This window comes from Mycoplasma sp. 5912 (assembly GCF_054353835.1).
Genome location: NZ_JBTHHI010000001.1, coordinates 101286 through 115363, shown reverse-complemented (window position 1 = coordinate 115363; position 14078 = coordinate 101286). Strand labels below are relative to the sequence as shown.

The window sequence follows — 14078 nt, the reverse complement described above, 5'->3', positions numbered from 1 at the left end:
TTATGCAAGAAAACAAATACCAAGTAATTTTAGATAATTTGCTCGATATCTCACAAAATGATGCATCAATTTTTACTAAACTTAGTGAAAATAATTGTGTAGATATTTATAATCTTTTACGTCTTAAAGATTTTAAAGAAGTTTTAAATAAGGAAAAATTTGAGATCAGTTTATTAGATGGAAACTTGATCGATTTTATCGATCAAGTTAAAAATACTTACGATTTTAATTCTTTAAAATCTCTTTTAGAATCAAAAGCAAACAAATATATAAGAACATCTAAGGTAGATTTTAAGGTTAATTTTGAATATGAACAAAAAAATGTGATTAATTTTTTAGAACATATACAACAAAAAGCGATTCGCAAATGAAAAATTTTAGATAATAAAGTAACATCCATTTTGGATGAAACCAATACATGACCGTTACACATCGGATTTTTGTTTGTTTCACTGCGCAAAGATGACAAAGTTATTTATGCGCCAATGTTTTTTAAAGAAGTTCAAATTAAATTTAAAAATACTATTCCTTATTTATTTTCAGATGGAGATATTAAAGTTAATGAAAAACTCATTTTCTTTTTAAACAACTCAGGATTTAACCTTAACATCGATTCTAACTTTGAGAACTTTGAAATTAATGCAATTTTTGAAAAACTAAAAACCGATTGAAACAATTTATTTACCTTACCTAATGATTTATATGATAAATTTACTCCACTTCGCAGTGATTTGATTATTAATGAAAACTTAATGTTTCATAAGGGTATGTTATTAGGGATTTTTCAACCTTGAGGTGGATATTCACGCAATCGGATGAAAGAAATTATTAATAACGATGAAATTAATGATATTTTTAAGGTTGAATTTGATAAAAACAAATATAAAAACAAAGTGATACAACTTCTTAAAAATGAAAATATTTCATTATTTAATGTTGCTAAATCCAATCTTTCACAAGATAAAGCAGTTTTATCTGCATTACAGCAAAATACCATTATCTGAGGGCCTCCTGGAACTGGAAAATCACAGACAATCGTTAATTTAATAACAAATATTTTAATTTATGGTAAAAAAGTTATTGTTGCTTCACAAAAGAAAGCTGCCTTAGATGTTATTAATGAACGTCTTGGAATTTTAAGTAAATTTTGTTTATTTTTACTTAATTATAAAGATGTTAAAAAGAAAAAGTTTTATCAACCTATTCAAGAATACCTTGATATGCTGGAAAATTTTGATTCAAAGCAACAACTACAAAAATATCCAGTAATAAGCCAACAAGAAAGCAGACATATTGTTAATGTAAATAATATCCTGAATCAAGATGGGATAAACCAACTATTTCAAGCATATTACTATTTATACAAATACAAAATGGATGTCGATTTAGAAAATGATCCACAGTTTATTAATGATTTACCAAAAGATATTATTTACCCTTCATCAACCTTACAAGAAGGAAAAGTTGCAAAAAGCATTTTAAAAGAAAATAATAGTTATTTCTTATTTTTTATGAAAAAATATTGAAAGATTCGCGATGTTGCTAAGCAGATCGAAAACAAATTAAGCAACTTTTCAGGAAGTTTATACCGATTAATAAACAATTTTCATTCTATTAAAAATGTTAGTAACTCGGTAAAATACCTAAATCGCATTATCAAAGAATCTAAAAATATCAATTTCGATCAGCAAACATTAAGTGCTGAGATAGTTAAAAACATTACCTTAGAGCGCTATGTAAAGCAAATCAAAGAATTTAACCCACAATTGCAACGATTATATCGTGAATTTTCACAAAGTGTTCGCATCCAAAATCTTGAACCATATCGTTTTGTTAAAAAATATGCTGAAATGATTAAATTAATCTTCCCTGTAATTGTAGCAACACCAGATACAGATTTATCTGCTTGAAATAAAGAAGAATTTGATTATGCAATCTTAGATGAATCTAGTCAAATATTCATTGAAAAAGGTTTACCGATTTTATATTTAGCTAAAACTAAGATATTAGCAGGAGATAAACAACAAATGCGTCCAAGCAACTGATTTGGTTCACGAAACACTGATGATACCATTTTTGGTAAAGTGGATTCACTACTTGATTATGCTTTATCATTAGGAGTATATCAAATTATTTTAGATAAAAATTATCGTGCTAAAAATGCTGCATTAATGACTTTTTCATCTAAACACTTTTACCAATCATCACTTGATGTAGTTGATAATGCATCTGCTAGTGATGAAAATTCAGTTGAAGTATATCAAGTTGATGGAAACTGAGAAGATAATCACAACAAAGTTGAAGCACAAAAGGCATTACAGTTACTTAATTTAAATTTAGATAAATATAATAAAACCATTTTATTAGCATTCAACTCACGACAAAGTGATTATTTAACTAACCTAATTTATTCATACCATCCAAATTTAGAAGCAGCAATTAATCAAAAAAAACTATTAATCCGCAACATCGAAAATATCCAAGGAGATGAAGCAGACTTAGTAATTGCTACTATTTCATATGATAAATCCACTAAGTTAAATTCTACATATGTTTCACGAAGTGGTGGTTCAAATGCTTTGAATGTTGCTATATCGCGTGCTAAAGAGAAAATGATAGTGATCAAAACTATTAAAGCAGATGATATACAAATTCTGCCAAATTCATCGGATGATTTAATTATTTTTAAAAAATGATTACAGTTTTTAGAAAGGGATGCTGATTCAAAAAGAGAGCTTCTAAAAGAAACATTTGCATCTAAAAAACTTGATTCATCGGTAGAAAACCAAAGTAAAGTAACTTGATTTAAAGAACTTGTGAAGACTGAATTTGAAGATATTATTAAAGGTAAACACAATTATGAATTATTTACCAAATATAACATCGGATCTTTAGACATCGATTTAGTTATTACTAAGAATGAAAAACCTTATAAATGTGTGCTTTTTAACACTTTTGAATACGGAGAAAATGCTATAAACGGATATTTAGCCATCCGTGATAAATATCGCTTCTTAAAGGCTAAAAAATACGATGTTATTGTAATTAATCCAATCAATTGAATTACTATGCAAAATCAAATTAGTTTATGATTTGATTTTGATGAAGTAGTTTCAGAAAACCAACCAACCAATACCTACATTTTAAATAAAACTAATATTTTTGTTGCTACTGATGCTGATATTAAACTTACAAGTTCTCAAAATACCTTGCAGCAAGAGCAAAATACAGAAGTTAAAAAGGTTACCCAACCAATTAATTATCATTCAATTGAAGAAGATAAAAATGATGCAATGATTCTTACATCACTTATCCAAAATGATGATCATTTAGATGCAGAATTACATAAAATTTTTAGTCAGAGTATCAAAACTAATGAAGATATTAAGGAAGAAACAGGAAATCAAACCCTTGATGTCAAAACCGAAGATATTTCAATGCCAGATGATTCAGATGCATCAGTTGCTGTGATTGGTAAAGATGAAGAAGTTGCAGCACCGGTATATTTAAACGTTAATAAGGATATTGAATTTACCGAAAATGAAAGTGATTATTGAGATTCAATCGGGATAAAAGTTGATAAAAAATCAACTTTTGATGATTTAACAACAGATTATTTATATGAAGATCCAAAAGATTGAATTATGAGTAATACTGATGAAATATCTGATGAGCAAACTAAAACTGTGGTAAATGATGACTTTTTAAAAAGTGTGGATGAATTTACCAAAACTGTTGAAATGAAAATAGAACGAAAGGATAAATAATGAACCTTTCTGATGTTTTATCAATACTTTCAAAAAATATTAAACGAAAAATTATTTTGCACTTATTTACCTGTCACGAACAAGAATGCGATGTTTTAACACTTGCTCAAACCTTAAAAAGCAAACAAGCCAATATTTCAAAACACCTTAGCGATCTAAAGAAAAAAAACATCATTGATGCTAACAAAAAAGGTTTATTTACTTATTACTTTTTAAATAAAAAATTTAAAAAGAAATATTTCGATCTTCTTAACATTACACATACATTAAATACTGAAAATGTTGATTGCAAATGCATTAACGATGGACACATCAAATAATGAATCATAAAATTTCTTTATTTTCTATCACCTATGGAACCAGAATTTTATTTCTGGTTACTATTTTGCTAGGTGTTTCTAGCATCATTTTAGAAACATATATGCCTTTATTTGTTAAAGACATCACTGATACAGTTTCTGATGCATTCAAAAACTATGATGATAAATATCACATTGTGCTTAAAAATGCTGCATTATTAGTCTCTTTTGGTATCTTAATCGGTGGTTTCACGATGCTTAGTGCTTATTTAAATGTTATTGCTCGGTATCGTTTTGCAAAGAATTTACGTTTAAAACTTTTTTCCAAAATACAAACTTTTTCTTTTGAAGATATGGATAAATTCTCAACTGGAGTAATTGTAAACCGACTTAATACCGATATTGATAACATTGTAAAGTTGTATGGTATTATGGGCCGACCGTTATTTAGACTACCAATTATGTTTATCAGTTCTTTGGTTTTTGCTATTACACAATCAGGTGTGCTATCAATTATTTTTGCAGTCAGTTTACCATTATTATTTGGATTCTTTTTAATTATGTGAAAATACGGTATCCCAATTTTTTATAAAACATTTAAAAAATCTGATCAATATAATACAAAGTTGCAAGAAAACCTTAATTCTATGAGGCTGATTAAATCATATGTAACAGAAAACCAAGAAGCACAAAACCACGATGCTGTAAACAATCAAATGCGAGATATTAACATCAAAGGTGAAAAGGTTTTTACTTGATATCATATTGTGATTATGAATACCATTTTTATGTCAGTGATTGCTTTAGTTGTTATTGGAGTAAATCAAGTGCTTGCACAAAAAATAAAAATCGGTACTATTACAGCTTTTTCAACTTACATTTGAATGATAACTGGTTCTTTTTTAGGGATTTTAAACATCTCAGGTGAACTGTTTCGCTCCATACCAAGTGCTAAAAGATATAATGAGTTAATTCAGCATCAAGTTTCGATTATTGAAAAAGAAACTTGCATTAATAAAGAAATTTTAGGTGAAATTGAATTTAAAAATGTGTACTTAAAATATCATGGTAACTCTTTCAACTCATTAGAAAACATTAATTTAAAAATTAAGGTAGGTCAAAGCATCGGGATAATTGGTGCTACATCATCAGGAAAAAGTAGCTTGATTTATCTGATACCAAGATTTTATGATGCAACCGATGGATGTGTTTTAATAGATGGAATTGATGTAAAAGATTATTCTTTTGCTTCGCTTCGCTCTGGTATTTCAGCAGTTTTTCAAGATACATCACTTTTTTCAGGAAGCATTCGTGATAACATCAAATGAGGTGATCCTGATGCCAGCGATGAACAAATTATCGATGTGCTAAAACAAGTTTGCATTTGAGATTTTGTAGCAAGTCAAAAAGAACAATTGGATTATCGAATTTTACAGGGTGGTAAAAATTTATCAGGCGGACAAAAGCAAAGGTTATATTTAGCAAGGGCATTAATTAAAAATCCTAAAATACTACTTTTAGATGATGCAACATCAGCATTAGATGCTAAAACTGAAAAAAGTATTTTATCAGTTTTAAATAACATTAAAACTACCAAAATCATTGTTTCACAAAAAATTGCTTCACTTGCTATTTGTGATCAAATTGTTGTGATTGAAAATGGAATGATAACAAATGTAGGTACTCACAATGAACTTATAAAAACTAATTCATATTATCAGAAACTAAATATGTTGCAAGGTGCTTTAGGAGGTCTTGATGCGAAATAATTTTCACAATTCTTTTAGCAAGCAAGTACCCAAACTAACTAACAAACAAAAAATTTCTACCTTTAAAAATATCTTAAAACTTCTATGAAAAGATAATAAAATAGTTTTAATTATTTCTTTGTTTTTAATCATTATTGGTTCAGGCGGACTGCTATATAATCAAGTTTTTATCGGAAAAATTATTATTGATGGATTTTTAAATAATTTTTCTGCTAATGCACAAAATTATGCAAAAACATTTAACTATAAATGGTTTTATATTGTTATCACTTTATCAACTGTATGATTTTTTATAACAGTTTTCGCTGGTTTTATCTGAAAAAGATTATTAATCAAAGTTTCGAATCATACATTAACTAAGTTGCGTAGCAACTTATATAAGCATATTCAAAGTCTACCCATTGCATTCTTTGATGCTAATTCTAAAGGCGACTTAATGGCTCGCTTTACATCCGATATTGATACATTAAGGGATTTTTTATCTAACTCGCTTCCTAAGGTTATTGATACATTTATCACTTTAAGTGTTTCAGTAGTAGTTATGTTTTCGCTGAATTGAAAACTTGCCTTAATTATGCTTGCAGTGATGTTACTGATTTTAATGTTTTCATATTTTATCGGGATGCAATCTAAAAAAGGATTTATCAAGCGTCAAAGAAGCAATGGTGCTTTATCAGGATTTACTGAAGAAGTAGTATCAAATTTAAAGACATTAAAAATCTTTGGTCAAGAGCAAAATGTTTTAAATGATTATCAAAAATATTCAAATTCTTTATACCAAGACGAACTAAAAGCCCGTGGTTATGCTGATTTGTTGTTTCCGTTTGCAATGTGGGCAGGTAACATAGGATATATTATTGTAGCTGTTTTTGGAGCAATTTTATTGATCAACGGACAAAGCGAGGGTTTCGGATTAAGTGTTGGGGTATTAATAGCATTTACTCAGTTTGCTAAAAGTTTTTCTGGCCCTGTTTCATCAATTTTAGAAGTAGCCAATTCGATAATCATCGCATTAGCAGGTGGTAAACGTGTGTTTGATATTCTTAAGCAATCCCCAGAACTCAATCACGGGAACATCCAAGCTGTTAAAGTTGTTTTAAAAAACAACCAATACATCGAATCTGAATCAGATGCAGCATTTTGAGCGTATAAATTTACTGATACAAGTGGATATTTAACTGGTTATCAAAAAGTGCATGGAGAGGTTGTTTTTGACAATGTGTCTTTTGGATATGATCAAAATGTAGCTATAAAAAACATCTCATTTAAAGCAAAAGCAGGAAGTAAAATCGCACTAGTTGGGCCAACTGGCGCTGGTAAAACCACCATCACTTCCTTATTAATACGCTTTTATGAGCAAAATAGCGGGGATATTTATATCGACGGGATTAATATCAAAGAGATTGATAAAAACTCACTACGCAAGGTGATAGGTATTATTTTGCAAGATGCAACATTGTTTTCTGATACAGTTGTTAACAACATAACTTACGGATTCGATACAATTGACCATCAGCAGTTACATAAATCCATTCTTGTCTCAAATTTAACAGAACATATAGATAAGTTGGATGCTAAAGAACATACCTATCTCAAAGATCGTGGCAGCAAACTTTCGCAAGGACAAAAACAACTTATTACAATTGCAAGGGTTACTTATAAAAATCCACCTATTTTGATCTTTGATGAAGCAACATCAAATATAGATACCTTAACTGAATCTCAAATCCAAGCATCGATGGATAAATTAATGCAAAATCGAACTACATTTATTATCGCACATCGGTTGAGCACCATCAAAAATGCTGATTTGATATTAGTAATTAATGCTGGACAAATTATCGAGCAAGGTAGTCACCAGCAACTGCTACAAAATCAAGGTAAATACTTTCAGTTATGAAATAATTCACAAAAACAAAATATCTAACACTGCTTTGCAGTGTTTTTGAATCAAAAAACATCGCAGATGCGATGTTTTTAAAAATTATTGATTTGATTTTTTCTTTTTGTTTTTAAATCAAGTATATCCAAAGGTTGCAATACCGAGAACAAATGCTAATACAGCGATTACAATACCAGCGATTGCTCCACCAGTTGGTCCAGTAGATTTTTCAACAGTTTTTGATGTTTGTGTATTTTTATTATCTTGTGGATTTTGGTCTTTTGGTTTGTTTTCGGAAGTAGGTGGAGTGGTTGTTGATCCACTATTGTCTCCTTCTTGTGGTTTTGAACCTTCGGTATTTGATGGGTTATTAGTGCTTCCGCCTTGCTCTGGTTTTTGAGTATCTTTATCCCCGTTTTCTGGTGTATCTGGCTGAGTAGGTAAGGTTGGTTTTGGACTTAATAGTTGTAACACTTTTGATTTAAAGTTTGCTAATTCATTTTCGGTTTTAGCTTCCTTAACTTCTTGCTCTAAGTCTGCTTTGAGTTTTTCATTTGTTAGTTTATCTAATAAACGTTTGATGCTATTAGATAAAACTTCTTTATTTTTCTTGCTTTGTTGCACTTTATCATTAATTGCATTAATGATTTTTGCTAATGCAGCAGTATCTTTTGCTTTTGCAAGTTGATCATTAAATTCTTGTTGAACTTCTGAATCTAGGCCTTCGGTCAATGTGACAGCTTGTTTTTTAGCAGTTTCAAGTTTGGTTGGTGAAATTGCTAACATACTTTGTGCATCTTGAATTTGTTTTACATATTTTTGGATATCTGATGCAGTTAACATCGATGGATCATGATTGATTGTTTTAATTTGATTGATTGTATCAAGATATGCTTGGTATGATGCATCGGTATAGATTTCATCAGTATTAGCAAGTGGTGTCAATAAATTATCCAATGAAGCAACTAATTCATCTTTTTGTGTTTGTGCATCTTCGTTAGCACGATTCATTCGATCTAAAGCTTTTTGTAAATCTTCTAACTTAGCATCTTTGTTGTTTAAAGTTGCCTGTCATTGATCAATTTGTTTTTGTAATTGTTGTGATTGTTGTGGGAATTTTAGAGCGTTTTCAGCAATAAATGTTTTTGCTTTAGTAATTGCATCTGCAAGGTTTGTATATGTGGTTCCTAAATCATTTGGTTTTAAACTATCGATTGATTGTTTTACTAATTGGTTAACTTGATAGTAATCAGCAGGGGTTGCTGTTCCAGATTTAATTTTTGAATCAAGTTGTTTCTTTGCTTGCTGTAATTTTGCAAAAGTTTGTGGATCATAGTGACTTGCATCTAATGAATCGATTTTAGCTAAATTATAATCAGAAACTTGTTGATCGAAACTGGTATATTTTAAAGTAGGTTGCACTTGATCAAATCTATCTTTTAGAGCTTGATAATCAGCTTGTGAATAAAGATTTTGATTCTTTGGATCAATCATTTGTTTTGCACTAGTTAATAATAACTGATATAACGCATAGTTAGCATCTTGCACATATGAGGTATTAGGAAGTGTAGCATTAATAATATCATTTAATGTTTTAACATTATCTGCTGTTATTTTAAGATCACCTTTTTGTGCATTATCAATACTTTCTTTGATGTTATTTAATGTATTAATTGGTAATTTTGCATTATCTGCAACTAATGCACTAACTTGTTCTTTTAATTTATTTCAACGATCTTGAGCTTCCTTAGTTCAAGCATCAAAGTTTTCTGGTGTCTTATCAACTTGTGTTTTTAGTTCTGCTAAGGTTGTTTTTCCGTGGCTATCATCACTAGAAGTGGTAGGACGCCTTGATGGAGCAAGTTCATAAATAACTGGTTTTTTATCACTTCAATCTATTTGAAAGCCGATGATTTTCTTATTGCTATCTGATTGAGTTAAATCAAAAGTCATATTTGAAAATGCTAATAATCCAAGTTTTTGTGTTTCTTGTTTTTTAGTGCTTTCATCATAAAGCATCACTGAAATGGTTGCATTGGTTGCTGATCCATCAGAATATACTAATAAATCCTTACCATCATATGTATTAGGATCAACATAGAATTTTAAGCTTCCATTTTGTGTATCTGGACTTCAGTAAGTGTTGTAATTTCCATCTAAGAATTTAACTGGGTAGTTGTTCTTGTTAGCAGGTAAATAATTAGTTCCATCAAATCTTGGGTCTTTTGGAACATTATCTCAATTATCATTTACCACAATTTCATTGATTTGTACTCCACGAGATAAATTATGATTATTATTATCTAAAAGTATATTAAGTGTCTTGGTAAATACTATTTTTACATATCTAACATTCTTGTTAATTAGTTCAGAAATTTTATCAGCATCAAAATATCTATAATTTGGACGCTGTGGATCTAGTTTTACAATATTTTTAAATTGTGGATATGATAGATTGTTAGTTTGAATATATTGTGGATCTTTAACTTCTGATAATGAAGTAGGATTAGTGCTACTTTCTGCTGGTGTACTGTTATAGATTTCATGTCAATCCGAATCAGTATTAGTATTTTTATCAGAAACTAGGATTTTAAAGAATCTTGGATAGTTATAAGTATCTTTATCTACATACATCTTTAATGAATTTAAGGTTACTGTATTTCCTAAATCATAAATGATGTAATCATTTTGAAATGGATACCCATTATAAATATCATATGTTGATACATTACCATCGATAGCATTACCTGAATAACGAGTATCTTCACCTCAACCGTTAATTGTTTGCACATTTGAACCAATCATTCTTCCGTATGTTTTACTATCTACAACTTTTACATCTAAACTAGAAAGGGTTGGTTCTTGATTATTTTCACCTGTTGTAGTTGTAGCCTTTTTAATTCTAATGTATCTTGCAAACTTGTTGTTATCATTAAAAGTTCCTGTATATGGATATCATTCGATTCCATTTCTTGATGTTTCTAATGAAACATTATTGGGAATGCTATCTTGTCCGTTTAACTTAATAGTATTAAGTTGATACATTTGCTTTAAGTCTAAGCCAACATATTTATCTGTTGTTAAGTTTACTGATGTAGTTGATGAAGCACCATCGGAACCAGTTGTTTTACCAACAAATAATCCAAATTCATCCTTATCAACAACTTGTGTAAATAAATTAGTTGTATCACTTGAGTTTTTATCAGTATATAAATATTGATTTCCAGGTCCAAATAAATGGATTGAAACTAATGATAATGGTCCAGAAAATGAAGTATCAGTAGAACGTAATCTGAAAAATTGTGCAAATGCCTTACCACGAATGATTTGGTATCTTTGTGATGGAACTAAGTTACCAAATTTAACTCAAGCACCAGTAGTAGATTCAGAACCAGATACTTTAGCATTAGCATCTCAATATTCAATTACACCATTATTTAAATAACTAACTGATGAGTCATTTTTTCCTTGGTCGATAACTACCGATGAAACATTAGCTGCATTAGCTAATTTAAATTGAATAAATTTATTATTAGTAAAATTATTGATTGAAACACTATTATCAAAAATAGATTTATTTATATTAGTAACATTATCAGATGTAAAGTTTAGTTTATTAGCAGAATCACTTCCGAGGGTTTGGTCATCATTTTGTAAGGCTAATGCAGTTGTTCCAACCCTTGGTGCTGTATCGGTATTAACAACAAATTCATAAATACGGAATCATTTATTTCTACCACTTCCAGTTTCAGTATCAATCATACGAATAGCACGAACATTTTTTTGGTTTACTGAAATTTTAAAAGTATTTGAAGCTGAAAATGTAGATGTGCTTAAAGTATAAGAGTTATCTGTTGTAGTAGTTGAATCAGAACCCTGACTACTTGATTGAGCATTAGCATCCTTAGGTAAATCATTTCATACATCTTTGTTATCTGTATCTAGATGATATTGAATTTTAAATTTAATGAAATACTCTTCTGAATTAGAATTATTGGTTCCAAATTTAATTTGTAAATCTTTAACATCGATTGGTTTATCAAATTTAACTCCAAAGTAGTTGTTAGGTAAGATACGATTATTATTTGTTCGATTTGCATCCAATGTATAGACAAATTGTCGTTGGTTGTTTAAAGTAAATATTGAACCAGGAATATTTTGTTGGGTATTTGGACTAGTTAAATCGGTAATAATACTCATTCCATTATTTTGCGGATCTGCAGCAGTTGGAAGTAGTTTTTCTACCTTTGCCAATAGCTGTGGTGTTAATAACGAAGTAAGATTACGGGTAAAGTGTGATCCGATACCAATATCCCTAAATGAAGTTGAATAATAGTTACGACTTTGATATGATAAAAAATAATTTTGCGCTTTTATATAATAATCAACAATTTCTTCATCATCTGGATTAGATTTATTTGCTTCAATATAAGTTAACACAAAGTATTTTTGTGCTTGAAAATAATCCGAAGCAGCTAAAATAAATTCGGAAATGGTATCAATAAATTTAGAATGCGATTTATTTTCTTTTAAAATCTGTATTTGTGGAAACATATAATTTAATTGTGTTAAATAAGTTTGCGCTTCATTTTTATGATAAGTGCTAGTTCCGTTGCTATTATCATTATTTAAAACATTATAAAAATTAGATGCTGCAGGAGTTAATCCATCTCCGGCAAAAAGTGCTTCTGAATAAGTATCTTGAGCAATGTATGCTCCTAGTCTTCTTAAAGCAATTGATTCTGGTGTTTCAATTGCAGTGTTATTAGCAATAGCACGAAACGAAGCTTGATATATCAGATCCTTTTCAATTTGTCTACCATCACCTGCTGGTAATATTTTTCAAGTAATGTTAGCCAAATCGAAGAAACCAAATTTTGAAAACTCTGCTTTTTTATTTCCAGTTGATAAAATAAATCCGGTAAATTTACTTGGATCAACATTAACAGATGTATATTCTCCGTTATATCCATTTTGAGCATTTGGCCGAAGCAATTCTTCAGCAGTTCTTAAATATAATTTATTTGCATCACGAGCAAAATCATCTGGATATTCTTTAAAGAAGATCGGTTTAATTTGTTGTCCATCTTGGGTATATTTGTCTACATCGTATTCATTAATGTATTGGTGATCATTAAATTCATCATCTAAAATCAACGGTTGCACTTCTGATGGAAGCGATGCATAATATGAAATAAATCCTGGTGTTTTAGTAGTTGCACTTTTTTGTAAACGCGGAGTAATCGCAGATGAGCGACCAAAATATCCTTCGAAGATAATATTAGTATCTAAATCAGGATAGGTGCTTTTTAAACTCTTGATTCAAGCAACTAAATCAGTGAATAATTGCACCGTTTTAGGTGATTGCTCACCCATAGACATTAATCCGATTTTACGAACACCAGCTTTAATTGCTTGTAAGTATTTAGCTTTTAAAAGTGTTAAATTAGCATCATAATTTTCATTGGTAAAATCTAATAAAGCATCTAAGGCAAAAACAAATTTAACATGAGTTTCTTTTGAAACTTTGGCTAATTCTGTAAGTTCATCCAGTTGTGCTTGATTGAGTGGAACCATTCAAGCTTTTTGTGTTTGTTTATCTGTATCTGAATCACCTTCTTTAGTAGTTATTTGATTTTGGTTATTAGCATAAGCTCCAGCTAGTGTTTTATCAGGTTCAAAGATATAAGTATTGATTTTATAGTAGCTTGAAAAGCGCATAATATCAATCATTTCATCTTTGGTTTGATTATGTTCAGCACCATCAAAAACTCGGTGTGAGTCCATAAATCCACGGATTTTAACATCAGCGTAATCTTTAATGGTAAAATCTTCTATTTTATATCCATCAAGTTGTTGGAAGATATGTCATAAAGTAGTTGCACCAAAGAAAGCTGCATCTGAATCTTTTGCTAATAATGAAATGTAATTATCTTGAGTTTTAATTACATATGCATCATTTTTAGCAAAATTACTTGCTGCAAAATCATCACTTGAATCTATTTTTTTAATATCATTATCAACTAAATTGTCACTATCACCTTGGATACCAACAAGGATGTTGGTTTTTCCGCTCACAACACTTCTAGATTCGCTTGAAGTAATATGTCTAAAAGCAAGTGCTTCTTGGATACGGTTTTTAGTTGCTGAATCGATTCCGTTTTCATATACTAAGTTAACATCATAACTAACCAAAGAAGTTTTGTTTTGATACAAAATATTATGAACCATTGGAAAAATAGCATATTCTTGGTGTGAAGCAGTTTGTTCACTTTGATTGCTGGTAGCAGCAGCTACACAAGCAGTTGCTACGGTAGAAGCGCCAAAAAATAATGCTTTAAGTTTAACTTTCTTCATTATA

5 protein-coding genes are annotated in these 14078 nt (G+C 29.6%); 4 read left to right on the top strand and 1 reads right to left on the bottom strand.

Features of this window, described 5'->3' with window-relative positions; genetic code table 4:
* Nucleotides 1-2: 2 nt before the first annotated feature.
* Genes ACXYRP_RS00350 through ACXYRP_RS00335 form a run of 4 tightly spaced genes read left to right on the top strand, consistent with a single transcriptional unit; the run spans nucleotide 3 to nucleotide 7762 of the window.
* Nucleotides 3-3767, top strand: coding sequence for a DEAD/DEAH box helicase (locus ACXYRP_RS00350; protein WP_458614960.1), 3765 nt, complete (start codon nucleotides 3-5; stop codon nucleotides 3765-3767).
* The gene (locus tag ACXYRP_RS00345) at nucleotides 3767-4087 is read left to right on the top strand and encodes a hypothetical protein (RefSeq protein WP_435130465.1); all 321 of its coding nucleotides are present in this window, start codon (nucleotides 3767-3769) and stop codon (nucleotides 4085-4087) included. Before ACXYRP_RS00350 ends, ACXYRP_RS00345 begins: the two co-directional genes overlap by 1 nt.
* On the top strand, nucleotides 4087-5835 hold the full coding sequence (locus ACXYRP_RS00340) for an ABC transporter ATP-binding protein (RefSeq protein ID WP_458614959.1): 1749 nt from the start codon (nucleotides 4087-4089) through the stop codon (nucleotides 5833-5835). The genes ACXYRP_RS00345 and ACXYRP_RS00340 overlap by 1 nt, the downstream gene beginning before the upstream one ends.
* Nucleotides 5825-7762 carry an ABC transporter ATP-binding protein gene (locus tag ACXYRP_RS00335; RefSeq protein ID WP_458614958.1) on the top strand — a complete coding sequence of 646 codons (1938 nt, stop codon included), beginning with the start codon at nucleotides 5825-5827 and terminating at the stop codon, nucleotides 7760-7762. Before ACXYRP_RS00340 ends, ACXYRP_RS00335 begins: the two co-directional genes overlap by 11 nt.
* A 57-nt stretch (nucleotides 7763-7819) precedes the next feature.
* On the opposite strand, the gene ACXYRP_RS00330 is transcribed toward ACXYRP_RS00335, so the two are convergent.
* Nucleotides 7820-14074: a glycoside hydrolase family 20 zincin-like fold domain-containing protein gene (locus ACXYRP_RS00330; RefSeq protein ID WP_458614957.1), complete on the bottom strand. Its 6255-nt coding sequence runs from the start codon at nucleotides 14072-14074 to the stop codon at nucleotides 7820-7822.
* Between the last annotated feature and the right edge of the window lie 4 nt (nucleotides 14075-14078).